This window comes from Rhizobium grahamii, assembly GCF_009498215.1.
Lineage (GTDB): Bacteria > Pseudomonadota > Alphaproteobacteria > Rhizobiales > Rhizobiaceae > Rhizobium > Rhizobium grahamii_A.
Genome location: NZ_CP043498.1, coordinates 3,162,007 through 3,184,651 on the forward strand (window position 1 = coordinate 3,162,007; position 22,645 = coordinate 3,184,651).

21 protein-coding genes and 2 pseudogenes are annotated in these 22,645 nt (G+C 61.6%); 14 read left to right on the forward strand and 9 right to left on the reverse strand.

Annotated elements, in window-relative coordinates; all coding sequences use genetic code 11:
- Positions 1 to 136 precede the first annotated feature (136 nt).
- Positions 137 to 865: a Bax inhibitor-1/YccA family protein gene (locus FZ934_RS15260; protein WP_153271760.1), complete on the forward strand. Its 729-nt coding sequence runs from the start codon at positions 137 to 139 to the stop codon at positions 863 to 865.
- A gap of 110 nt (positions 866 to 975) precedes the next feature.
- Positions 976 to 1,533: a GNAT family N-acetyltransferase gene (locus FZ934_RS15265; protein ID WP_153271761.1), complete on the forward strand. Its 558-nt coding sequence runs from the start codon at positions 976 to 978 to the stop codon at positions 1,531 to 1,533.
- Positions 1,534 to 1,539: 6 nt separating this feature from the next.
- Here the strand turns inward: FZ934_RS15265 and FZ934_RS15270 are convergent, their stop codons facing one another.
- The 3 genes from FZ934_RS15270 to acnA all read right to left on the reverse strand — a co-directional run bounded on the left by FZ934_RS15270 (position 1,540) and on the right by acnA (position 5,944).
- The gene (locus FZ934_RS15270) at positions 1,540 to 1,941 is read right to left on the reverse strand and encodes a DUF2794 domain-containing protein (protein WP_153271762.1); all 402 of its coding nucleotides are present in this window, start codon (positions 1,939 to 1,941) and stop codon (positions 1,540 to 1,542) included.
- A 342-nt stretch (positions 1,942 to 2,283) separates the two neighbouring features.
- Complete coding sequence (locus tag FZ934_RS15275) at positions 2,284 to 3,021, reverse strand: DUF1223 domain-containing protein (protein ID WP_153271763.1); 738 nt, start codon at positions 3,019 to 3,021, stop codon at positions 2,284 to 2,286.
- A 232-nt stretch (positions 3,022 to 3,253) separates the two neighbouring features.
- The gene (gene acnA, locus FZ934_RS15280; protein WP_153271764.1) at positions 3,254 to 5,944 is read right to left on the reverse strand and encodes an aconitate hydratase AcnA; all 2,691 of its coding nucleotides are present in this window, start codon (positions 5,942 to 5,944) and stop codon (positions 3,254 to 3,256) included.
- Positions 5,945 to 6,172: 228 nt separating this feature from the next.
- Between acnA and ccmA the strand changes: the two genes are divergently transcribed.
- The 5 genes from ccmA (at position 6,173) to FZ934_RS15305 (ending at position 9,386) form a co-directional block, all read left to right on the forward strand.
- Positions 6,173 to 6,850 carry a heme ABC exporter ATP-binding protein CcmA gene (gene ccmA, locus FZ934_RS15285; RefSeq protein ID WP_153272472.1) on the forward strand — a complete coding sequence of 226 codons (678 nt, stop codon included), beginning with the start codon at positions 6,173 to 6,175 and terminating at the stop codon, positions 6,848 to 6,850.
- A gap of 295 nt (positions 6,851 to 7,145) precedes the next feature.
- On the forward strand, positions 7,146 to 7,805 hold the full coding sequence (gene ccmB / locus FZ934_RS15290) for a heme exporter protein CcmB (protein ID WP_153271765.1): 660 nt from the start codon (positions 7,146 to 7,148) through the stop codon (positions 7,803 to 7,805).
- Positions 7,806 to 7,852: 47 nt separating this feature from the next.
- Entirely contained in the window at positions 7,853 to 8,614 is a 762-nt protein-coding gene (locus FZ934_RS15295) for a heme ABC transporter permease (RefSeq protein WP_153271766.1), read from the forward strand.
- Positions 8,615 to 8,616: 2 nt separating this feature from the next.
- Positions 8,617 to 8,784: a heme exporter protein CcmD gene (gene ccmD, locus FZ934_RS15300; RefSeq protein WP_153271767.1), complete on the forward strand. Its 168-nt coding sequence runs from the start codon at positions 8,617 to 8,619 to the stop codon at positions 8,782 to 8,784.
- Positions 8,781 to 9,386: a DsbE family thiol:disulfide interchange protein gene (locus FZ934_RS15305; RefSeq protein ID WP_153271768.1), complete on the forward strand. Its 606-nt coding sequence runs from the start codon at positions 8,781 to 8,783 to the stop codon at positions 9,384 to 9,386. Before ccmD ends, FZ934_RS15305 begins: the two co-directional genes overlap by 4 nt.
- Here the strand turns inward: FZ934_RS15305 and FZ934_RS15310 are convergent, their stop codons facing one another.
- From FZ934_RS15310 to dapF, 5 genes and pseudogenes are all read right to left on the reverse strand, one after another.
- Positions 9,387 to 9,974: a DUF2585 domain-containing protein gene (locus FZ934_RS15310; protein ID WP_153271769.1), complete on the reverse strand. Its 588-nt coding sequence runs from the start codon at positions 9,972 to 9,974 to the stop codon at positions 9,387 to 9,389.
- Positions 9,971 to 10,615, reverse strand: coding sequence for a septation protein A (locus tag FZ934_RS15315; RefSeq protein WP_153271770.1), 645 nt, complete (start codon positions 10,613 to 10,615; stop codon positions 9,971 to 9,973). The genes FZ934_RS15310 and FZ934_RS15315 overlap by 4 nt, the downstream gene beginning before the upstream one ends.
- Positions 10,616 to 10,679: 64 nt before the next feature.
- A pseudogene (gene ftsY, locus FZ934_RS15320) lies at positions 10,680 to 12,325 on the reverse strand (signal recognition particle-docking protein FtsY).
- Between the two features lie 15 nt (positions 12,326 to 12,340).
- Positions 12,341 to 13,615, reverse strand: a complete 1,275-nt coding sequence (mtaB, locus tag FZ934_RS15325; protein ID WP_153271771.1) for a tRNA (N(6)-L-threonylcarbamoyladenosine(37)-C(2))-methylthiotransferase MtaB — start codon at positions 13,613 to 13,615, stop codon at positions 12,341 to 12,343.
- Positions 13,612 to 14,517: a diaminopimelate epimerase gene (gene dapF / locus FZ934_RS15330; RefSeq protein WP_153271772.1), complete on the reverse strand. Its 906-nt coding sequence runs from the start codon at positions 14,515 to 14,517 to the stop codon at positions 13,612 to 13,614. The genes mtaB and dapF overlap by 4 nt, the downstream gene beginning before the upstream one ends.
- Positions 14,518 to 14,721: 204 nt before the next feature.
- Between dapF and FZ934_RS15335 the strand changes: the two are divergent.
- Positions 14,722 to 16,679 (forward strand): annotated as a pseudogene (locus FZ934_RS15335) (elongation factor G).
- Here FZ934_RS15335 and FZ934_RS15340 read toward each other — a convergent pair.
- Positions 16,680 to 17,684: an MBL fold metallo-hydrolase gene (locus tag FZ934_RS15340; protein ID WP_153271773.1), complete on the reverse strand. Its 1,005-nt coding sequence runs from the start codon at positions 17,682 to 17,684 to the stop codon at positions 16,680 to 16,682.
- A 305-nt stretch (positions 17,685 to 17,989) separates the two neighbouring features.
- Here FZ934_RS15340 and ffh point away from each other — a divergent pair, with 305 nt between their 5' ends.
- From ffh to FZ934_RS15370, 6 genes are all read left to right on the forward strand, one after another.
- Complete coding sequence (gene ffh, locus FZ934_RS15345) at positions 17,990 to 19,558, forward strand: signal recognition particle protein (RefSeq protein ID WP_153271774.1); 1,569 nt, start codon at positions 17,990 to 17,992, stop codon at positions 19,556 to 19,558.
- A gap of 16 nt (positions 19,559 to 19,574) precedes the next feature.
- Complete coding sequence (locus FZ934_RS15350) at positions 19,575 to 19,895, forward strand: chorismate mutase (protein WP_016556656.1); 321 nt, start codon at positions 19,575 to 19,577, stop codon at positions 19,893 to 19,895.
- A gap of 49 nt (positions 19,896 to 19,944) precedes the next feature.
- Positions 19,945 to 20,313: a 30S ribosomal protein S16 gene (gene rpsP, locus FZ934_RS15355; protein ID WP_153271775.1), complete on the forward strand. Its 369-nt coding sequence runs from the start codon at positions 19,945 to 19,947 to the stop codon at positions 20,311 to 20,313.
- Between the two features lie 116 nt (positions 20,314 to 20,429).
- A complete protein-coding gene (gene rimM, locus FZ934_RS15360; RefSeq protein ID WP_153271776.1) occupies positions 20,430 to 20,999 on the forward strand; it encodes a ribosome maturation factor RimM in 570 nt (189 codons plus the stop codon).
- Positions 21,000 to 21,007: 8 nt separating this feature from the next.
- Positions 21,008 to 21,688: a tRNA (guanosine(37)-N1)-methyltransferase TrmD gene (gene trmD / locus FZ934_RS15365; RefSeq protein ID WP_153272473.1), complete on the forward strand. Its 681-nt coding sequence runs from the start codon at positions 21,008 to 21,010 to the stop codon at positions 21,686 to 21,688.
- Between the two features lie 97 nt (positions 21,689 to 21,785).
- Positions 21,786 to 22,589 carry a class I SAM-dependent methyltransferase gene (locus tag FZ934_RS15370; protein WP_153271777.1) on the forward strand — a complete coding sequence of 268 codons (804 nt, stop codon included), beginning with the start codon at positions 21,786 to 21,788 and terminating at the stop codon, positions 22,587 to 22,589.
- Positions 22,590 to 22,645: the final 56 nt, after the last annotated feature.

Below are 22,645 nucleotides of genomic sequence, written 5' to 3' on the forward strand. Positions count from 1 at the left end.
CGATCGGCGGTTGCAAGGCTCTTGTTTGCAGCAGGCGAAAGCCTCATATTGCTCAGTAGGCATGCTGGAGCTCCGCAGCGGCGCCCGGGTCGTGAACCCGACACCGTTTTCCAATCGGGGCTGTCAAGAGGAAACTATGGCTGACCTACGCAACTACCAAAGCCGCGCACAAACCGGCGAGATGATCGACCAGGGCCTGCGCGCCTACATGATCAAGGTTTACAACCTGATGGCGCTCGGTTTGGCGATCACCGGTTTGGCCGCCTACTTCGCCTTTACTTTTGCCGTCTCCGACGGCCAGCTGACCGCGTTTGGCGCAGCGCTCTACACGAGCCCGCTGAAGTGGGTCGTTATCTTCGCCCCGCTGGCGATGGTCTTCTTCCTGAGCTTCAGGATTAATAGCATGAGCGTATCCGCTGCGCAGACGACCTTCTGGGTCTATGCCGCACTTGTCGGATTGTCGCTCTCGTCGGTGTTCCTGATCTACACGGGCCAAAGCGTTGTACAGACGTTCTTCGTGACCGCGGCTTCGTTCGGTGCCCTGTCGCTCTACGGCTACACCACCAAGCGTGATCTGTCGGCGATGGGCTCGTTCCTGATGATGGGTCTTTTCGGCCTGATCATCGCGTCGATCGTGAACATCTTCCTGGCCTCGTCGGCCGTGCAGTTTGCGATCTCGGTCATCGGCGTCCTGATCTTCTCGGGTCTGACTGCCTACGACACGCAGCGCATCAAGGACATGTACTACGAAGCCGACAGCGCGACCGTCGCTGGCCGCAAGGCGATCATGGGCGCCCTGACGCTCTACCTCGACTTCATCAACCTGTTCATGTTCCTTCTGCAGTTCATGGGCGACCGCAAGTAACGGCGGGCTTCACCAATACGGAAAAGGCGGCTTCGGCCGCCTTTTTTGTTTGAACGGCAAGCGCGAGAGTGCTTTCTGGGCGCTCAGTCTTCTCAGCTCCGGTCCACCGAATGCCAACTCTCCTTCGCGACGCGTCCCCCTCCGACCTCGAATCCATCACCGCGATCTATCGAGAGTCGGTATTGAACGGCGTTGCAAGCTACGAGATCTCGCCGCCTGAGCTGAGCGAGATGGCAGCACGCTTCTCCGCCATCACCGGCCAGGGCTATCCGTATATCGCAGCCGTGGACGACGAGAACCGGTTGCTGGGCTATGCCTACGCATCGTCATTCCGCACCAGACCGGCCTACCGGTGGATGGTGGAAGACTCGATCTACCTCGGGCCCGAAGCGCGGGGGAAAGGCATAGGAAGGCTGCTCCTGCATGAGCTGATCGAACGCTGCACGTCGCTCGGTTTCCGGCAGATGGCGGCGGTCATCGGAGGCGCGCACCCGGCGTCGATCGCGCTTCATCGCAGCGCGGGCTTCGAAGAAACCGGCCGCCTGAAGGGCACCGGGTACAAACACGGCAAATGGCTCGACACGATGATCATGCAGCGAGCGCTCGGTGCCGGAAGCTCAACCGACCCCGATCCGACAACCTACCCTGGAACGCTTTTCAACGGTTGACCGGCGTCACTTCTCGACAAGTTTCAGCGTCTTGTTGAAGACCTTGAGAACCTGCTGCAGTTCGTGTCCGCGCTTGAGGATGGTACCGTTCGTATTGATCACCGAGAACGCGCCCTGCTTGGCGGCGAGCTTCGGATTCTTCTCGATGCGGAAGAGGGGTATTTCGCCCGAGCGTTTGAAAACGGAGAAGACCGCCCGGTCCTTCAGGTGATCGATGGCGTAGTCCCGCCATTCCCCCTCGCCGACCATCCGCCCGTAGATCCACAAGATCGCATCGAGTTCGCGGCGGTGAAACGTGACTGGAAGCGGATCCTTGCTCTGCCTGTATTCCTTGAGATCCACGACGCTGGACGAACTGTTGTCGGCGGCTCGGATCTCCCCCGGCCGCAAATCCGGCTGATCTGTCATCAGTCTCCAAAGGCCTCTGTTCGTGACAGGTGAATGACAGTTTGCCTCAGCGTTTACAAATTGCAAGCGGGCGCTCGCGCACATTAAGCATACTCTGTGCAATCTCCCCCGCGCCGCAATTCAGTCAAAACAGCGCCTCATTTGCAATAGAAATTCGCTCCCAATCGAGCTGCGGGTTCGTCTGAGTCCGCTGCAATAAGATTTGCGCACCTCATCAGGTAGCAAATCGCGAGTTTGGCGCCAGCGCGCCAAAGGGCCCGGCTGACCGTATCGACCTTAACCCCAGCCCCGAATACGATCAGCCGGGCCACCCGGTTTCCACCTGCCACGCAGATGAAACTATCAGATGCTCTTGCCCGCCATGATGACAGTTGCGCCCAGTATTGCTGAAGGCGTGCCATCCGCCGTCGACGTCTGAAGCAGAATCGCACAGCCCTCCAAATCGGGCTTCTGCAGTACGTTGGCCGGCAGCGTCAAGCTCGTTTCCTTGCCATCCCACATGCCGACCGTCTCGACATCGGAGACGCTACGGAGATAGGCGATCTGCTGGCCGCCGTTCTCGCCCTTCTCGACGTTGATCGTCTTTTCGCGATCGAAATAGACCATCACCACATTCGCCTTGCCGGGACCACCGCCGATCTTGATCTCAAGCTCGTCTCCATTGACGCGTGCCTTGATCGGAACCGTGAGACCCTTGCCGTCGCCGGCGTAGGAATCGATCTTGCCGGAGATGCCACTGAGATCGGCACCGGCGACATGATCCCGTCCGTTGACGATCACCTGCGGCGTGTACACGTTGCTGCGGCCCATGCTGCGTGCATAGCCATACTGGCGCTCGGTATTCTCCTTGGAGCTCAGCGTATCTGCCCAGCCAAGGTAGTTCCAGTAATCGACATGATATGCGAGCGCGATCACGTCGCCCCTTTCAACGAGCTTGCGAAATGCGGCATCGGCGGGGGGACAGGAAGCGCAGCCTTGTGACGTGAAAAGCTCGACGACGCCCTTGGGGGCTTCCTGCGCAAAGAGCGGGCTCGCCATAGCGGCCACTGCAACCAGCGAAATCATCAACCGCGCGCGCATTCACCTTTACCTTTTCTTCAGCGCCGACGGCCTCGCAAGGTCGGCTCCGACTATTAATCGTAGAGATAGTCGCTGCGGCCGGAAACGGAAAGTCACGAAGGGGTGAGACGCGGTTTCTCGGCTGACGAGCAAAACACATCGTCGTGACCTGCCGCGGAAAGCCCCTTCGGACAAACAAAAAACCGCCGGAAATCTCTTTCCGGCGGTCATTCTCCTGCAAGTCCGTTAAAAATCAGGCAGCGAGGTCACGAAGAACCGTCTGCAGGATGCCACCATTGTTGAGGTAGATGACCTCATCGAGCGTGTCGACACGCGACAGCAGCGGCACTTCCTTCACGGAACCATCGCCATAGGTGATCTTGGCGATCTTCTTCTCGCGTGGCTTGATGTTCTCGAGACCTTCGATGGTGACGATTTCGTCGCCCTTCAGGCCGAGGCTCGCCCAGGTCGTGCCCTCTTCGAAAACGAAGGGGATGACGCCCATGCCGACCAGGTTCGAGCGGTGGATACGCTCGAAGGACTGCGCGATCACGGCCTTGACGCCGAGCAGGTTGGTGCCCTTCGCCGCCCAGTCGCGCGACGAGCCGTTGCCGTATTCGACACCTGCGAAGATGACGAGCGGAACGCCCTCGGCCTTGTACTGCATGGCCGCGTCGTAGATCGATTCCTCTTCCTTGGACGGATAGTGGATGGTGTAGCCACCTTCCTTGCCGTTCGGGCCGAGCATGTGGTTGCGGATGCGGATGTTGGCGAAGGTGCCGCGCATCATCACCTCATGATTGCCGCGGCGCGTGCCGTACTGGTTGAACTCGGCGACGCCGACATTGTGCTCAAGCAGATAGGCACCGGCAGGAGATGACGCCTTGATCGAACCGGCCGGAGAAATGTGGTCGGTGGTGATCTTGTCGCCGAAGAGACCGAGGACGCGGGCGCCCTTGATGTCGGAGACGCCGGAGCCGGTCCTGCCCATGCCGACGAAGTAGGGCGGGTTCTGCACATAGGTCGAGTTGTCGTCCCAGGCATAGGTCTGGCCCGGAGGAACCTGCACGGCCTGCCAGTTGGCATCACCTTTGAAGACGTCGGCATACTTCGTCTCGTAGAGTTCGCGGGTGACGTATTTCTGGATGAAAGCCTGCACTTCGTGCGAGGTCGGCCAGATATCCTTGAGGTAGACAGGGTTGCCGCTCTGGTCCTCGCCGATCGGCTCCTTGGTCAGGTCCTTCTGGACCGTACCAGCAAGCGCATAGGCGACGACGAGCGGCGGCGAGGCCAGGTAGTTCGCCTGAACGTCCGGCGAGATACGGCCTTCGAAGTTGCGGTTACCGGAGAGAACACCCGACACGATCAAGCCCTTGTCGTTGATCGTCTTCGAGATCGGCGCCGGCAGCGGGCCGGAGTTACCGATGCAGGTCGTGCAGCCGAAGCCGACGAGGTTGAAGCCGAGCTTGTCGAGATCGGCCTGCAGACCGGACTTGGCGAGATACTCGCCGACAACCTGCGATCCGGGCGCCAGCGAGGTCTTGACCCACGGCTTGGTCTTCAGGCCCTTGGCAACGGCGTTGCGGGCAAGAAGCCCCGCCGCGATCAGAACCGACGGGTTCGAGGTGTTGGTGCAGGAGGTGATGGCGGCGATCGCCACGTCGCCATGGCCGAGATCAAAGTCGGTGCCTTCGACCGCATAGCGGTTAGAGAGCTGGCCGGGCTTCTTGTAGTCGGCATCCATCGAGCCGGCGAAACCGGACGCGATGTTTTCCAGCGGGATGCGGCCTTCAGGACGCTTTGGGCCGGCCATGGCGGGCACGACGTCGCCGAGGTCGAGTTCCAACGTATCGGTGAAGACGAGATCAGAGCCATCTCCTTCGCGCCACATCCCTTGAGCCTTCGAATAGGCTTCGACCAGCGCGATCCGGTCATGCGAGCGACCGGACATGGTGAGGTAGTTGATGGTTTCGCCGTCAACCGGGAAGAAGCCGCAGGTCGCGCCATATTCTGGACCCATGTTGCCGATCGTCGCGCGGTCGGCGAGCGGCATGTTGTCCATGCCGGGACCGAAGAATTCGACGAACTTCGAGACCACGCCCTTCTTGCGCAGCATCTGCACGACCATCAGCACGAGGTCGGTCGCCGTGACGCCTTCCTTGAGCTTGCCCGTGAGCTTGAAGCCGATAACCTCGGGCAGAAGCATCGAGACCGGCTGGCCGAGCATGGCCGCTTCCGCCTCGATACCGCCGACACCCCAGCCGAGAACGCCGAGACCATTGATCATCGTCGTATGGCTATCCGTGCCGACGCAGGTATCCGGATAGGCGATCGTCTCGCCATCCTCTTCCTTGGTCCATACGGTCTGGCCGAGATATTCGAGGTTGACCTGGTGACAGATGCCGGTGCCGGGAGGAACGACGCGGAAATTCTTGAACGCCTGCTGACCCCACTTCAGGAAGCGGTAACGCTCGCCGTTGCGCTGATATTCGAGCTCGACGTTGCGGGCAAAGGCCTGCGGCGTGCCGAATTCATCGACGATGACCGAGTGGTCGATCACGAGGTCGACGGGAACGAGCGGGTTGATCTTCTCGGGATCGCCACCGAGCGACACCATCGCGTCGCGCATCGCGGCCAGGTCGACGACGGCGGGAACGCCGGTGAAGTCCTGCATCAGAACGCGCGCCGGGCGATAGGCGATTTCGTTTTCGACAGTGCCCTTGTTGTTCAACCATTCGGCAACGCCAAGGATATGTTCCTTGGTGACGGACTGGCCGTCCTCGAAGCGCAGCAGGTTCTCGAGCAGAACCTTCATCGAATAGGGAAGCTTGGAAACGCCGGGCAGGCCGTTCGCTTCGGCCTTCGGCAGGCTGAAATAGACATAGTCCTTACCATCGACGGTAAGGACGGAACGACAGTTGAAGCTATCAAGAGATTTAGACACGAGAGACCCCGTTTCTGATCGCGAACACAATTGTGCGGACGCCTATGCACTAAAGGCACATCAGGATGCGGGTACGGCCATTTCCGCGGTCCGCACATGAAGTCAGACCTCATGTTCGGCGCTACGATGAAATTCACGCCGACCGCTGGCGTGGTTAGGCACATATAGATAGTTTCAGGGAAAGGTGCCAGAGAGTGCATGGCCCATTTCGGATTTTTTTGCATTGCAATGACTCAAAAATTAAACCTCTCAAACGTCTTTTCTCTCGAGGCAACCAATCTGTCCGCGCGCCGTGGGGAGGACCTGATTTTCGAGGGTGTATCATTCCGCCTGACGTCAGGCGAAGCACTGGTTTTGACCGGCAAGAACGGCTCGGGAAAGTCGACTTTGCTGCGTGTAGTCGCCGGTTTGCTGCGGCAGGAAAGAGGCTCGGTGAGCTTCACGGATTCACACGGTAGCATTCATCAGCGCGTTGGCGAAGTCAGCCACTATCTTGGCCACCGTAATGCAATGAAGAGCGAACTGACGGTCGCCGAAAACCTAGATTTCTGGCGCCGCTTTCTCGGAAATACCCACGATACGCCGGCCTTTTCCATCGACGACGCTGCCGAGGCCGTAGGACTTGACGGGATCACCCACCTCCCCTTCGGCTATCTCTCGGCCGGTCAGCAAAGGCGCTTCGCCTTTGCCAAGCTGCTCGTCGCTCACCGTCCGGTGTGGATCCTTGACGAACCGACAGCAGCGCTGGACACAAGCGGCGACAGCCTCTTTGCCGGCCTGATCGAGACCCACCGCCAAAGGGGCGGGATCGTGCTTGCCGCGACGCATCAACCGCTGGCGCTGAGCGATGTGCGGGAGCTGCGGATGACGGGATTTGCCGGGGTAAGCGCGGGGGTGTGGGGATGAGTGTGGCTGCAATAAAAACCCCTCCCCAACCCCTCCCCACAAGGGGGAGGGGCTTGCGTGCCGTAACCGCTCGGCAAAACGCCAACCTATCAACCGGCACTGGGCTACAATGCGAACGCTCGACAGCGCCTCAGCCCAACCCCTCCCCCTTGTGGGGAGGGGTTGGGGAGGGGCCTTCCACGGCACCCGCCGAGGCATGGCCTCTTCATGGCCACCGTCCCGCCGGGCTTGCCCCACCCAGAACGCCCTCGACTAGTGCACCAAGCAATCACCCCACCTCAGCGAGGGCCTGCCCGTGACCGCCCTCCTCCTCCGCGACCTCACGCTCTCCGTCCGCGCCGGCGGGGGTGCGCTGATCGGCGTACTCTTCTTCCTGACCGTCGTTGCTGTCATCCCCTTTGGCGTCGGGCCGGATCTTGCATTGCTCTCCCGCATCGGCCCGGCAATCGTCTGGATCGGCGCGCTGCTGGCGGCACTTCTCGGCCTCGACCGCCTGTTCCAGGCTGAACGCGACGATGGCTCGCTCGACCTCATGCTGATGCAGGAGACCCCGCTCGTCCTGACGGTGCTGGTGAAGTGCCTGGCACACTGGATCGCCACCAGTCTGCCGCTCGTCATTGCCTCGCCGCTGCTTGGCCTGTTCATGAACATGAGCGAGACGGCGATCGGGGCGACGATGCTGACGCTGCTGGTCGGCTCTCCGGCGATCACCTTCATTGGCGCCGTCGGCGCAGCCGTTGCCGTCGCCCTGCCGCGCGGCGGCCTGCTGGTCTCGATCCTGGTGCTGCCGCTGACTATCCCCGTTCTGATCTTCGGCGTCAGCGCCACCTACGCGGCCGTCGAAGGACCCTCACCCTTCCTGCCGCCGTTTCTGATCCTGGTCGCGCTGACGCTGTTCTTTGCCGTCATCGGCCCGGCCGCGGCGGCATTGGCACTGCGCAACACGTCGGATTGATGGAGCGCTCGATTGCGGCATAAGGCATATCGCGGTAAGGAAACGGCATGAGCGAAACGAGCCTTTCCATCACGAAATTCAGCGATCTCGCCAACCCGACGCGGTTCCTGGCGCTGGTTGCCCGCATCCTCCCCTGGATGGCCGCTTTCACGGCCCTCTGTTTCATCGTGGGGCTGTATCTCAGCTTCACGACCGAAGGCGACTACCAGCAGGGCGAGACGGTTCGCATCATGTATATCCACGTCCCAGCGGCCTGGCTGTCGATGATGGGTTACACGATCATGAGCCTCTCGGCGATCGGCACGCTCGTTTGGCGCCATCCGCTGGCTGATGTATCGGCCAAGGCCGCCGCCCCGCTGGGCGCCGCCTTCACGCTGATTGCCCTCGTCACCGGCTCGCTCTGGGGCAAGCCGATGTGGGGTACATGGTGGGTCTGGGACGCAAGGCTTACCTCCGTCTTCATTCTGTTCCTGATGTATCTCGGGCTAATCGCGCTCAATCGGGCAATCGACGAGCCGTCGAAGGCCGCTCGTGTCAGCGCCGTGCTGATCCTCGTCGGCTTCGTTAATATCCCGATCATCAAGTTCTCCGTCGACTGGTGGAATACGCTGCATCAGTCCGCCAGTGTTTTGCGCCTCGACGGCCCGGCCATCGATCCGGAATTCCTGCGGCCGCTGCTGGTGATGGCCGTGGCGTTCACCGCGCTTTTCTTCACGCTGCACATCATGGCGATGCGCAACGAAATCTGGCGCCGCCGCGTCGCGGCGCAACGCCGCATGGCAGCGCGCCTCGCGAGCCGCGAGGGATAGCCATGACACATGCTTTCTATGTTTACGGCTCCTACGTGTTTGCTGCGCTTGTGACAGTCGCTGCCACGCTGTGGACCTGGGCCGATGGTCGCGCTCGCCGCAAGGAGCTAGCGGCTCTCGAGGCCTCCGGCATTCGCCGCCGCTCGGCACGGGCAAAGGATGGCGAATGAGCACCCCCCTGGAAACGAACGCCGCCAAGCGCGGCTTTGGACGCTATGCCGTCGCCTTAATCCCTCTGGTCGTCTTTGCCGGCATCGCGGCCACCGCAGCGAAGATGCTTTACGATCAAGATGTCCACGGCAAGGATATCTCGGAAATCCCTTCGGCATTGATCGGCACGAAGGCACCGACGCTGAGCCTGCCGCCGCTTGAGGGCGCCAACCTGCCGGCCCTGACCGATAGTGCCATCAAGGGCAAGCTGACGCTCGTCAACGTCTTCGCCTCCTGGTGCATCCCTTGTCGCGAAGAGCATCCGATCCTCAAGGAGCTCGCGAAGGACAGCCGCCTCAACGTGGTTGCCATCAACTACAAGGACAAGAACGACAATGCCGTTCGCTTCCTCGGCGAACTCGGCAATCCCTTTGCCGCCATCGGCGTCGATCCCAAGGGGCAGGCCGCGATCGATTGGGGTGTCTACGGTATTCCGGAAAGTTATCTCGTCGCCCCTGACGGCACGATCCTCTACAAGCGGGTCGGCCCGTTCGACGATATCAGTCTGAAGGAAGGCCTGTTGCCCGCCATGGCAAAGGCACTTGGCACGCCCGCGTCCTGATCAGATCGCGCTTTGCCAGGTCTTGACCGCCTCGACGGGCCAGACCAGCATCAGGACGTTGAGCGTCAGGTTGTCGCGGATCAGGTAGCCGGTCAAAAGCTCGAAGAAGATCGCGATCCCCACCGTCAGCGCCACCGGCGCGCGCGATGCGAAGATGAAGCCGACGACCATGAAAACGGTGTCCATCGCCGAATTGATGATGCTGTCGCCGTAATAGTCGAGCGAGATCGTCGCCGTGCGGTAGCGATCAATGATGATGGGGGAATTCTCCAGGAGTTCCCAGCCGGACTCGATGACCAGCGCCAGCAGCAGGCGTGCCGCAAACGGCTTTCCGCGCAGGACAAGATGCGCCACGCCGTAGAAGATGAACCCGTGAATTATATGCGACGGCGTGTACCAGTCTGACAGGTGCTGGGAGTTGCCGCTCGAATTGACGACGCCTTCCCACAGCTTGACGTAGCCGCAGGTGCAGATCGGCGTACGGCCCATCAGATATTCTGCGACCACCTGCGCCAGCAGAACCAGCAGACAGGCTGCGAACCAGAATGTCTGATGGCGAACCCTTGTCTGCGTTTCTGCGACTGTCACTTTTCGGCCTCTCCCGCTGGCGTTACCGTGTGCTTCATGATGAGCGGCATCTGCGCCATTGTGAAGATGATGGTGATCGGCATCGTTCCCCAAACCTTGAAGGCAACCCAGAAGTCATCGGAGAAATTGCGCCAGATGACCTCGTTCAGCACGGCGAGGAAAAGGAAGAAGATGCCCCAGCGAACCGTGAGCTTGCGCCATCCCTCGGCATCGAGCTGGAAGGCGGCATTGAAGACATAGCCGAGCAACGACTTGCCGAAAGCGAGCCCCCCAAGCAACGAAACGCCGAAGAGCGCGTTGACGATGGTCGGCTTCATCTTGATGAAGGTTTCGTTCTGCAGATAGATCGACAGCGATCCGAAGATGAGGACGACGATGCCCGACACGAAGGGCATGATCGGCAGATGCCCGAGCATGGCCTTCGACACGACCAGCGAGATTACCGTCGCCCCCATGAAGACGGCTGTTGCCACGAACAGCGGTCCGCCGAGCTCCGAGAGAACAGGAAAACGCTCGACCAGCCAGGCGCCGCGCAGGTTGGCAAAGAAGAAGATCAGCAGCGGGCCAAGCTCGAGCGCCAGCTTCAGCATCGGGTGATGCCGGTCGGCAGCGCTTGGGGTGATATCGCTCTCTGTCGTCATTCTATCTCAAATCCGTTTGTGCCACACGAGACGCTTGCCCGTGCTTGTCGGCATATCTGTGGCATTATTGGCCGAGCCCGGCAATGGCGTGCGCGAAATCCTCGGCCTCGAAAGGTTCGAGATCATCGACGCCTTCGCCGACGCCGATGAAATAGACCGGCAGCTTGTGCTTGGCGGAGATCGCCACGAGAATGCCGCCCCGCGCTGTGCCGTCGAGCTTGGTCATGATCAGGCCGTTGACGCCGGCGACATTGCGGAAGATCTCGACTTGCGACAACGCGTTCTGCCCCGTCGTCGCGTCGAGCGTCTGCAGCACCGTATGCGGCGCGTCCGGGTCGAGCTTGCCGAGAACGCGAACGATCTTCTCGAGTTCGGCCATCAGCTCCGCCTTGTTCTGCAGCCGGCCGGCCGTATCGATGATCAGCACATCACATTTCTTCGCCTTGGCCTGCTCGAAAGCGTCATAGGCAAGACCGGCAGCATCCGCGCCGAGCTTCGTCCCGATGAACTCCGACTTGGTGCGGTCGGCCCAGATCTTCAGCTGCTCGATCGCGGCGGCACGGAACGTATCACCGGCAGCCACCATGACCTTGAGGCCGGCACCCGAAAGCTTCGACGCCAGCTTACCGATTGTCGTCGTCTTGCCTGTTCCGTTGACGCCGACGACAAGGATGACGTGCGGCTTGTGGCTGAGATCGAGCTGCAAGGGCTTGGCGACCGGCTTCAGCACCTTGGCGATTTCGCTTGCCATGATGCGGCTGACGTCCTCGCCGGTCACGTCCTTGCCGTAACGCTCGGAGGCGAGCGTATCGGTGACACGCATCGCCGTCTCGACGCCGAGATCGGCCTGGATCAGCAGATCCTCGAGATCCTGCAGCGTCTCGTCATCAAGCTTGCGCTTGGTGAACAGCGCCGCGATCTGACCGGTGAGCTGCGACGAGGTCCGGGCAAGGCCGGCGCGCAGACGTTGAAACCAGGAAAGTTTGGCCGGCGGGACGATGGTGACGGGTTCGGGGGTCGCGGTGGCGGTGGAGAAGCCCTTGGGGAGGATGGGGGCGTCGGATTCGGTGGGAGCTAGATCAGCGGGGTCGGCGTCCGGGATACCCCCTCTGCCCTGCCGGGCATCTCCCCCACACGGGAGGAGATTGGCTGGGCGGGCTCACTCGCTTCATCCTCGGCTGTTTCGTCGGTTGACGGCTGCTGGTCGATCTCGTCCGCAGGCGGGACCGCCTGCCCACTCATTCCGGCATCAATTGCCTGGTCGAGAGCTTCCCGCGAGTTGATCTCCGGGGAGATGTCCGGCAGGACGGAGGGGGGTACCAAACCCTCGGTGTCAGCGCCTTTCGCTTCAGCAGCATCGGCAGCGACTTCCGCCTCAGCTTCCAGCAAGGACAACGGCACCAGCCCGATATCCTCACTGGCTAGAGCCGTCGGCAAATCCTCGGAAACCTCGTCCGCGCCAACATCCTCGCCATCGGCGGAAGGCCCACCCGCGGTCTCCATCTCCTCCGGCAACACCGGATCGGCGGCAACCGGCATACCATCCACCGGCACGGATGACGCCGGCGCAGTCACTTCGGCAACCGCAGTCGTTTCCACGACCGGCTCGACCGCGACCTCGGCGGCCCTGGTCTCGACCGGCTCCGGCGCCTGCTCTTCCTCCGGCTTCGGGCCGAAGGTGAAGACCTTTTTGATGAAGTTGAACGCCATGAGGATTCCGTAAACTCAGGCCGCGTCGGCGGCCGTCAATTGCATGTCGAGGTGTTTGCCGTTGTGCCCTGTGATCACAGCCTGCACGAAGCTTCGGGGTGCAAGTCCCGCCGCTTCGACAAGCGTGAAGTTCTCGGTATGCGCCAAACCGTTGTTTTCCACCAGCAGCCATTGCTGCGTCCCGACCATTCCGTCGAGATGGGACTGATGCAGGCGATGTCCAGTGACGCGAAGCCGCGCTGCCCGCTCCTTGACCAGCGCGCGATCGAGCTGCGGCATCCGCGCGGCAGGCGTTCCCGGTCGTGGGCTGTAAGGGAACACGTGGAGATGGGCGATCCCAGCCTCTTCCGCCAGCCGCACGGCATTGGCGAACATCTCCTCGCTCTCGGTTGGAAAGCCGGCGATCATATCCGCACCGAAGCTCATCTCAGGCCGCAGGCGGCGCACGTCATTGACGAAAGCCAAAGCGTCCGCGCTGGAATGACGGCGCTTCATCCGCTTGAGGATCATGTCATCGCCATGCTGCAGCGAGAGGTGAAGATGCGGCATGAACCGCGCTTCCTCGGCGATCAGATCGAGCAGATGCCCGTCGGCCTCGATGCTGTCGATCGACGAAAGCCGCAGGCGGCGAATATCGGGCACCTGCTTCAGCAGCGTCTTGGCAAGCAGCCCGAGCGTCGGCTCGCCCGGAAGATCGGCACCATAGCTGGTCGCGTCGACGCCGGTCAGCACGATTTCCCGATAGCCGCTTTCGACGAGCTTACGAGCCTGATCGACGACCGCCCCCATCGGCACGGAGCGCGAATTGCCGCGACCATAGGGAATGATGCAGAAGGTGCAGCGGTGGTCGCAACCATTCTGGACCTGGATGAACGCCCGCGCATGACCGTCGATATGCTTGACCATCTGCGGCGCCGTCTGGCGCACGCTCATGATGTCGTTGACGCGCAGCTTCTCTTCCGCAGACACGCCGAAATCCGGCAAAGCGCGATAGGACGCACTCTTCAGTTTCTCTTCGTTACCGAGAACGGCATCGACCTCGGCCATCTCGGCGAAAGTCTGTTTTTCGGTCTGGGCCGCACAACCGGTCACGATGATGCGGGCATGAGGATTGTCGCGCCGGGCGCGACGGATTGCCTGGCGAGCCTGACGGACAGCCTCACCGGTGACGGCGCATGTATTGACGAGGATGGCATTGTTGAGCCCGGCCTTCTCGGCCTCGGCCCGCATCACTTCGGATTCGTAGGTATTGAGACGACAGCCGAAGGTGATGACTTCGACGCCGCTCACCGCGCTTCCGCTCCCGGCGCCGCATCGCGCGACCACGCACCCGTCGACGGATCGAGCGTGCCAGACCATTCCCATTCGGCAGGGCCGGTCATGATGACGTGGCCATCGCCTTCGCGCCATTCAATGTTGAGGATGCCCTGATTGGGGCTGCTCGCGACCTTCACCGCGACTTCCCGCCCGGTCCGTCCCGTGCGGACAGCGGAAACAGCCGTCGCACAGGCGGCAGAACCGCAGGCAAGCGTCAGTCCCGCGCCCCGCTCCCAGGTGCGTGTCGTGATCGAGCTCGGCGAGGTCACCTGCGCCAGCGTGATATTGGCGCGCTCAGGGAACATCGGATGGTTTTCAAGCAGCGGTCCAAAGCGGCCGAGATCGAACGACATCGGATCGCGGTCGATCCAGAAGATTGCATGCGGATTGCCCATCGACGCGACGGAGGGCGAATGCAGAACCGGATTGTCGATCGGCCCGATTTGCAGCTCGATGCGGCTGGTATCATGGAATTCTTCGGCAAGCGGAATCTTGTCCCACTCGAACACCGGCTTGCCCATGTCGACGGAGATCGTCCCGTCCTCATGCTCGACGGCATTGAGGATGCCCGCAACCGTCTGGAAGGTGAACACCTTCTTGCCGGTCTCGGACGCAAGCGCCTGCACGACACAGCGCGTACCGTTGCCGCAGGCCTGCGCCTTCGAGCCGTCCGAGTTGAGGATGTCGATCCAGGCATCGGTGCCTGCAGCCTTCGGGTCATGGATCGCCATGATCTGGTCGAACTGCGTATCGTCAGCGGCATTCAGCGCGATTGCTGCGGCCGGCGTCACCTTGTCGGCGCGGCCGCGCATGTCAACGACCAGGATCTTGTTCCCAAGCCCGTTCATCTTCGCGAATTCGACCGTTGCGCTCATAGTGTCATGTCCGTCTCTGTTTGGGCTGTATATGGCGGAAATGCCGAGGAATTACCAGTGGCTTGACGGAGCGGGACGCAGCGACACATTCATGGGAAGCCGGACCGACTTCATATTTAAGAATGACTGCAGATATCTAGCGCTTTTCGCCGCTTCGAGGCATTCTTGGTCTCGGATGCGTGCTTTTGGCAGGGAGGATCGCCGATGCGCTGCTTCACGGTACTTGGGCCCTCGCAGACGGGAAAAACGACACTCGTCGCAAAGCTGGCCTCGCTCGAGGGAATGCCCAGAAAGTCAGCTTCACCATATGGATCAAGCCTGACGGAATTCGATTTCAAGGACGAAGCGTGGTGTGCGATCGACACCCCCGGAGCAAACGAGGCGCTTGCCCTCGCGCAGGATGCCCTGCTTGCCAGCGACGCCTGTATTCTCTGCATATCGCCAACGCCCGATGATGCCGTTCTGGCTGCACCCTATTTGCGCGCCATTGAGGCCTCGGGCACGCCTTGTCTCGTCTTCATCAACAGGATGGATGAGCCGCGCGGCCGATTGCGCGATGTCATTGCCGCGCTTCAAACCTACTCGAACCATCCCCTCGTGCTGCGGCAGGTGCCGATCCGCGAGGGCGATACAATCGTCGGCAGCTGCGACCTGATTTCCGAGCGCGCCTGGCGCTATCGCGAGGGCCAACCCTCCGCACTGATCGAACTTCCCAAGGATACTCTAGAACGCGAACATGAAGCCCGCGCAGAGATGCTCGAGCAGCTTTCCGAGTTCGATGACTGGCTGCTCGAGGAACTGATCGAGGATCGTGAACCGGCGAGCGACACGATCTTCGCGATCTCGTCGCGCATTCTGAAGGAGAACCGGGTTATCCCAGTGCTGTTCGGGGCAGCCTCGCATAGCAATGGCATTATGCGCCTGATGAAGGCGCTTCGCCATGAAGCACCACCGGCGACAGCGCTACGCGCAAGGCTGGCAACAAGTTCCGGCGCGCAGGAGGCAACGCTTTCCGCCGTGAGTTTCCACGCCTATCACAAGGCCAATGTCGGCAAGACGGTATTGATGCGGGCGCTCGTCGATGGCCTCAAGCAAGGCGGTTCGCTCGGCGGCGCCACGCTTGGCCCGCTGCAGGAGGCTGGCAGCGGCAAGCCGATCGCCGGCGCAGTCAAGGCGGGTGATGTCTTTGTCGCATTGAAATCGGATCATCTGCCGGCACCTGCCCTGCTGACGCAGCCGGGCAGCGTCGAGCCACCCGACTGGACGACGCCACCAACACCCATGCTGGAAAGAATTCTTGTCCCCGGCAACGAGCGCGACGAGACGAAACTGTCCGCGACTTTGGCAAAACTCGCGGAAACCGATCGCGGCCTGAAAGTAATGCAGGAGGAAGGCACCGGCGCTGCCCTGATATGCGCCCAGGGTCCCGTCCATCTCCGCGATCTTCGCAAGACGCTGTCGGAGGTCTTTCGCGTAGAAGTTTCGGATCGCGCGCCGAACCCGATCTATCGCGAGACCATCTCGAAGACGTCGGACGTTCATTACCGCCACCGCAAGCAGACGGGGGCGCGGGTCAATTCGCCGATGTGCAGCTGAGTGTGCGCCCCAACGAGCGCGGCCAGGGCTTCACCTTTGGCGAACACGTCAAGGGAGGCACCGTGCCGCGAAACTACATACCAGCGGTCGAGGCCGGCGCTCGCGAAGCCATGGAGAAAGGACCTCTCGGTTTCCAGGTAATCGACGTCGACGTCACACTGACCGACGGACAGTACCACTCGGTCGACAGCTCCGATTTCGCCTTCCGCGCGGCAGGCAAGATGGGCGTCAAGCAGGCGCTGTCGCAAGCATCCGCCGTGCTCATGCAGCCTGTCGTGCGGGTCGATATCCATATCCCCTCGGTCTATTCCGGAGGCATGGTGACGCTCGTTTCCTCGCTCAAGGGACAGGTTCTCGGTTTCGACCGGGACGAGAACGCAAAGGGCTGGGACATATTCCGCGCACTGGTGCCAGGTGGCGTCCTCGAAGAGCTGGCACGATCCCTGAAATCCGCTACGCAGGGCATCGGCCACTTCTCGAAGACCTTCGATCATTTCGAAGAACTTTACGGCAAGGAGGCCGATTCCATCGTCAACACCCACGGTTCGGGGGCGCAGCCACACTGATCATAGCAGCGGCACATCGAACACCTCGCCTGCCCTGAGCGGCCGGAACCGTTCGGGCGAGATGCTGTGTTCGGCCATTGCCGTGTTGAGCGCCTTGACCGGCGCATCGATCGCCTCGTCCGTCAGCTGGAACGTAGCGAAATGGTGCCCGGCGACATAGGCAGCATTCGCAAGGTTCATCCCGCGCACCGCCTCGTCCGGGTTCTGGTGCTGCCCCTTCATGAACCAGCGCGGCTCGTAAGCGCCGAACGGCAGGATGGCGAGGCGAAAACCGTCATGCTTTTGCTGGGCGGCCTTATAGTTGACGCCGCCGTGAAAGCCGGTATCGCCGATGTGATAGATCTTCCCGGCCGGCGTCGCCAAGACAAACGCGGCCCAGAGGGCCATTCGACGATCCCCGGTGCCGCGCGCCGACCAGTGGTGAACAGGCTCCGCGTAGATATCGATCCCCTGAAGCGAGATGTGCTCGCCCCAGTCCATTGCCGTCACCTGCATTGTGGGCGCGGCACGGCGAATGATCGTATCGTTGCCAAGCGGTGTAACGACATGCGGCCGGTGTTTCGCCTGCAGACGGCGAAGCGTCGCAACATCAAGGTGATCGTAGTGGTTATGCGAAACGAGGACGAGATCGATCGGCGGCAGATCGTCGAACGCGATGCCGGGCGCAACGACGCGCTTGGGTCCGGCGAAGGCGAAGGGACTGGCCCGATCCGACCAGACGGGATCCGTCAGGATATTCAACCCCGCGACCTGAATCAGCATGGTCGCATGGCCGACCATCGTTACCCTGATATCCTCGCCATCGACACGCAAATCCGGCTTGGCTGGCTGGAATGGGCTTGGAACCGACTTCGGCCAGCGATCGCGACCACCGCCGAACTGCCATCGCATGAGATCTCTGAAACCGAGAGGTTCGATGCCATCGGGATTGAAGAAATGCGTGCCGTCGAAGTGATCGGAGACCGGACCCTGATAATAGGGATTGCGTCGCTTGGCAGTGGACATGCAAGAGCGTTTCCGTTGAAGGGAAGGCTGATCTGGGATCGAGTGGGCGCTTTTGAAAGGCCAAAACGCCGTCTTTTCTCGGCTTTGCCTTGACTCGCGGCGCTTTTTCCTGTTTACCGCCGCTCAATCTGCGACGAGCTTCAAGACTCGAGCCACCGACCGGGACCCGCAAAGGTATAAATCGATCCCGGAGGTCCACACCCGACAGCGCGATGCGCCCTCGGGTGCTTTTTGGCTATGCGTCTTGTTTTCGTCAAGGAAAAGCACAAGGTTTCCGTCATCGCGGAAATCACAAGGAAGAGCCGATGTTTGAGAACCTCCAGGACCGTCTTGGATCCATTCTGAATGGACTGACAGGCCGTGGCGCGCTTTCGGAAGCCGATGTTTCCGCAGCGCTGCGCGAGGTTCGCCGTGCGCTTCTGGAGGCCGACGTCGCGCTCGACGTGGTGCGCGGCTTTACCGATCGCGTCCGTGAAAAGGCCGTCGGCGCCGAGATCCTGAAGTCGATCAAGCCCGGCCAGATGGTCGTCAAGATCGTCCATGACGAGCTGATCGAGATGCTCGGCGGCGAAGGCGTGGGCGTCGACCTGCATGCGGCTGCCCCCGTCGTCATCATGATGGTTGGTCTGCAGGGCTCGGGCAAGACGACGACCTCGGCGAAGATCGCCAAGCGGCTCACCGACCGCGAGAAGAAGAAGGTTCTGATGGCGTCGCTCGATACGCGACGCCCGGCCGCCCAGGAGCAGCTGCGCCAGCTCGGCGTCCAGACCAATGTCGACACGCTGCCCGTGATCGCCGGCCAGTCGCCGACCGATATCGCCGCGCGCGCCGTTCAGGCAGCCAAGCTCGGCGGCCATGACGTCGTCATCCTCGACACCGCCGGCCGTACGCATATCGACGAGCCCTTGATGGTCGAAATGGCCGACATCAAGAAGAAGTCGAACCCGCATGAAATCCTGCTGGTCGCCGACAGCTTGACCGGTCAGGACGCAGTCAATCTCGCCCGCAACTTCGACGAACGCGTCGGCATCACCGGCCTCGTGCTCACCCGCATGGACGGCGACGGCCGTGGTGGTGCGGCGCTCTCGATGCGCGCAGTGACCGGCAAGCCGATCAAGCTCATCGGTGTCGGCGAGCGCATGGGCGAGCTGGAGGAATTCCACCCCCGCCGTATCGCCGACCGCATTCTTGGCATGGGCGACATCGTCAGCCTCGTCGAGCGCGCGGCCGAAAACATCGACGCCGAGAAGGCGGCCGCCATGGCCGCCAAGATGGCCAAGGGCAAGTTCGACCTCAACGACCTCGCCGACCAGCTGCGCCAGATGCAGAAGATGGGCGGCATGGGCGGCATCATGTCGATGATGCCCGGCATGGCCGGCATGAAGGACAAGATGGCCTCAGCCGGCCTGAACGATAGCCTGTTCGGCCGCCAGCTCGCCATCATCGGTTCGATGACCAAGGCCGAGCGCGCCAACCCTGATATGCTCAAGCATTCGCGCAAGAAGCGCATCGCCGCAGGCTCCGGCACCGATGCTTCCGACATCAACAAGCTTCTGAAGATGCACCGCCAAATGGCGGACATGATGAAGATGATGGGCGGCAAGGGCAAGGGCGGCCTGATGAAGCAGATGATGGGCGGCCTTGCCGGCAAGATGGGCCTTGGTGGCCTCGGCGGTGGCATGCCTGATCTTTCGAACATCGACCCAAAGCAGCTCGAAGCGCTCCAGAAGCAGGCTGAAGCTGCCGGTCTAGGAAAGCCGGGCGGCGGGCTGCCCGGTCTTGGCGGCGGCGGTTTGCCGGGTCTGGGCGGCGCCAAGCTGCCGGGCCTTGGCGGTGGTTTCCCAGGCCTTCCTGGCCTGCCCAAGAAGAAGTGAAGGGGTCGCGTAGAAGATGATTGATCCTGAAATCAAAGCCCAGCTTTCGAACTATCGCCAGTCGATCGACAACATCGACGCCGCGCTGGTCCATATCCTGGCCGAACGGTTCCGCTGCACCAAAGAGGTCGGCGTTCTCAAGGCCAAGTACAAGTTGCCGCCGGCTGATCCGGCGCGCGAAGAATACCAGATCGAACGCCTCCGCCATCTGGCGAAGGATGCCAATCTGGATCCGGATTTCGCCGAGAAGTTCCTGAACTTCATCATCAAGGAAGTCATCCGGCATCATGAGCAGATCGCTGCAGATCACGCCGAAAACGGCGCCGCAGCAAAATGAACCATACCGCCCGATCGGGCGGTCCAGAAAAGTCCAAGGAGTAAAGAAAATGGCACTGAAAATTCGTCTCGCACGCGGTGGTTCCAAGAAGCGCCCGTACTACCACATCGTTCTCGCCGACGCCCGTTCGCCGCGCGATGGCCGCTTCCTCGAGAACCTCGGTTCCTGGAACCCGATGCTCGCCAAGGACAACGATGCCCGCATCAAGCTCGACGCTGACCGCATCAAGCATTGGCTCGACCAGGGCGCACAGCCGACCGACCGCGTTCTGCGCTTCCTGAACGAAGCCGGCCTCGCAAAGCGCGACGCCAAGAGCAACCCGGTAAAGGCAAAGCCGGGCAAGAAGGCTCAGGAGCGCGCTGCTGAAAAGGCTCAGAAGGCCGCCGACGCTGCCGAAGCTGCTGCTTCCGCGGAATAATCGGGGACTTTTCCCTATCGAACGGGCGGCATGGCGACATGCCGCCCGTTTTCGTTTCCATTCCTGTTCACTTCGGTTATGAGAAACCAAACCTCCGGCTTCACACTAGGGACGCCATGACAAAGCTTGAAAATCCCGTTCTGATGGCAACGATCGGCGGCGCCCAGGGCCTTCGCGGCGAAGTGCGCGCCAAGGCCTACACAGCCGACCCGACCGCGCTCGGTGACTACGGAAAGCTGCACAGCATGGATGGACGCACCTTCGAAGTGCTCGATATCCGGGAGATGAAGAACGTCGTCGTCGTTCGTTTCCGCGGCGTCAACGACCGCGATGCTGCCGAAGCGCTGAACGGACTGGAGCTCTACATCGAGCGCGACAACCTGCCGGACGAGGAGCTGGAGGAAGACGAGTTCTTCTACGCCGATCTCGAGGGCCTGGAAGCATTCGACGACCAGGGCGTCAGCTACGGCACCGTGACAGGCGTTTTCGATTTCGGCGCTGGCGACCTTCTGGAATTGAAGGGCCCCGGCAAGCGCCCGGTGCTCATCCCGTTCTCCGAGGCGTCGGTTCTCGACATCGACCTCGAAGGCGGCAGAATCACCATCGATCCCCTGGCTGCCGGCCTCGTCGATACCGAGGATGACAGCGCGAAATTCACGCCAGACACGCCAAAAAAGAAGAAGTGAGCGACGCGATGGCATTCCGGGCAACGGTGCTGACGCTTTACCCGGAAATGTTTCCGGGCCACCTCGGCTATTCTCTTGCCGGCAAGGCGATGGAACGCGGCCAGTGGGCGCTCGACGCCGTACAGATCCGTGATTTCGCCACTGACAAGCACCGCACGGTCGACGATACGCCCGCCGGCGGCGGCGCCGGCATGGTGTTGAAGCCCGACGTGCTCGCCCGCGCTATCGATACCGTTTCGGAAAACGACAGCCGCCCGCGCCTGCTGATGAGCCCGCGCGGCCGGCCGCTGACGCAGGAGCGCGTGCGCGAACTGGCTGATGGCAACGGCGTCATCATCATTTGCGGGCGTTTTGAGGGTGTCGATCAGCGCGTCATCGACGCACGAGAGCTGGAAGAAGTCTCGATCGGCGATTACGTGCTCTCGGGCGGCGAGCCAGCAGCTCTGACGGTACTGGACGCAATCGTTCGCATCTTGCCCGGCGTCATGGGCAATGATCTGTCAGGGCTTCACGAGAGCTTCGAGGGCGGCCTGCTGGAGCATCCGCACTATACCCGCCCACAGGAGTGGGAAGGCCGCGAGATTCCCGCCATCCTCACCTCCGGCAACCACGGCGCCATCGACAAATGGCGACGCGAGCAAGCGCTGGAGCTGACGCGCGAACGCCGTCCGGATTTGCTCGAGGAATAGCGTTCCCAGGCCTTTGGCGTCGGAACGGAGGCTGGCACGCCTCTTGCGACACTCTCTCACCAGGTCTATTTTCAACCCTCCGCACAGGGAGGCTGCCATGACGTCGAGCTTCAATGTCCGCAGTGCAGGGGGATACGAGCAACTGATGGGCCGCTGGAGCAAGCGGCTGGCTACACTCTTCGTCGATTTTGCCGGGCTTTCGGATGGCGAGCGGGTTCTGGATGTGGGCTGTGGCAATGGCAGCCTGACCTTCTTCCTGCCGCAGGCGGCTGACGTCGAGGAGCTCGCCGCGATCGACTATTCGCCTATCTTCGTCGAAGATGTCGCCCGCGCCAATACCGATCCGCGCATCAGCGTCCGGCAGGCGGATGCGATGGCGCTGCCGTTCGAAGATCACAGGTTCGACCGCGCGTTTTCCCTGCTGGTTCTGCACTTCCTCTCCGACCCTGACAAAGCCATTGCCGAGATGCGGCGCGTGGTGCGGCCGGGCGGCGTGGTGGCGGCGGCCACGTGGGATCATATGGGCGGCATGCCCGGGATGCGGATGCTGCTGGATACTGCGGCCATGCTCGATGAAAACAGCCACGACTTCCGGCGCAACTATTGCTTCCGGCCGATGACGGCGCCCGACGAGATGAAGAACAGCTTCATCAACCAGGGACTGGTCTCGGTCGAGCAGACCTCGCTGCTGATCCGAATGGATTACCAGTCCTTCGACGATTATTGGATGCCTTTTGCCGGCGGAGACGGACCGCTCGGCCAATATGTCGCCAATCTCGAGGCAGGGCTGCGGGAGCGCCTGAAATCGGCAGTGCGTGGCGCCTACGAGGCGGGCAGGCCGGACGGACCGCGCTCCTTTGCTTCCGTCGCCTGGGCCTGTCGCGGCGTTGTGCCAGGCTGAGAAACGCCGCCGTCTAGATGACGGCGGCGAAGAAAAAATGCCCGGCCGAAGCCGGG

What these genes read in the sequence shown, in the direction of transcription:
- FZ934_RS15260 (WP_153271760.1), top strand. Translation starts at nt 137, where the DNA reads ATGGCTGACCTACGCAACTACCAAAGCCGCGCACAAACCGGCGAGATG.
- FZ934_RS15265 (WP_153271761.1), top strand. Translation starts at nt 976, where the DNA reads ATGCCAACTCTCCTTCGCGACGCGTCCCCCTCCGACCTCGAATCCATC.
- FZ934_RS15270 (WP_153271762.1), bottom strand. Translation starts at nt 1,941, where the DNA reads ATGACAGATCAGCCGGATTTGCGGCCGGGGGAGATCCGAGCCGCCGAC.
- FZ934_RS15275 (WP_153271763.1), bottom strand. Translation starts at nt 3,021, where the DNA reads ATGCGCGCGCGGTTGATGATTTCGCTGGTTGCAGTGGCCGCTATGGCG.
- ccmA (WP_153272472.1), top strand. Translation starts at nt 6,173, where the DNA reads ATGACTCAAAAATTAAACCTCTCAAACGTCTTTTCTCTCGAGGCAACC.
- FZ934_RS15295 (WP_153271766.1), top strand. Translation starts at nt 7,853, where the DNA reads ATGAGCGAAACGAGCCTTTCCATCACGAAATTCAGCGATCTCGCCAAC.
- ccmD (WP_153271767.1), top strand. Translation starts at nt 8,617, where the DNA reads ATGACACATGCTTTCTATGTTTACGGCTCCTACGTGTTTGCTGCGCTT.
- FZ934_RS15305 (WP_153271768.1), top strand. Translation starts at nt 8,781, where the DNA reads ATGAGCACCCCCCTGGAAACGAACGCCGCCAAGCGCGGCTTTGGACGC.
- FZ934_RS15315 (WP_153271770.1), bottom strand. Translation starts at nt 10,615, where the DNA reads ATGACGACAGAGAGCGATATCACCCCAAGCGCTGCCGACCGGCATCAC.
- dapF (WP_153271772.1), bottom strand. Translation starts at nt 14,517, where the DNA reads ATGAGCGCAACGGTCGAATTCGCGAAGATGAACGGGCTTGGGAACAAG.
- FZ934_RS15340 (WP_153271773.1), bottom strand. Translation starts at nt 17,684, where the DNA reads ATGTCCACTGCCAAGCGACGCAATCCCTATTATCAGGGTCCGGTCTCC.
- ffh (WP_153271774.1), top strand. Translation starts at nt 17,990, where the DNA reads ATGTTTGAGAACCTCCAGGACCGTCTTGGATCCATTCTGAATGGACTG.
- FZ934_RS15350 (WP_016556656.1), top strand. Translation starts at nt 19,575, where the DNA reads ATGATTGATCCTGAAATCAAAGCCCAGCTTTCGAACTATCGCCAGTCG.
- rpsP (WP_153271775.1), top strand. Translation starts at nt 19,945, where the DNA reads ATGGCACTGAAAATTCGTCTCGCACGCGGTGGTTCCAAGAAGCGCCCG.
- rimM (WP_153271776.1), top strand. Translation starts at nt 20,430, where the DNA reads ATGACAAAGCTTGAAAATCCCGTTCTGATGGCAACGATCGGCGGCGCC.
- trmD (WP_153272473.1), top strand. Translation starts at nt 21,008, where the DNA reads ATGGCATTCCGGGCAACGGTGCTGACGCTTTACCCGGAAATGTTTCCG.
- FZ934_RS15370 (WP_153271777.1), top strand. Translation starts at nt 21,786, where the DNA reads ATGACGTCGAGCTTCAATGTCCGCAGTGCAGGGGGATACGAGCAACTG.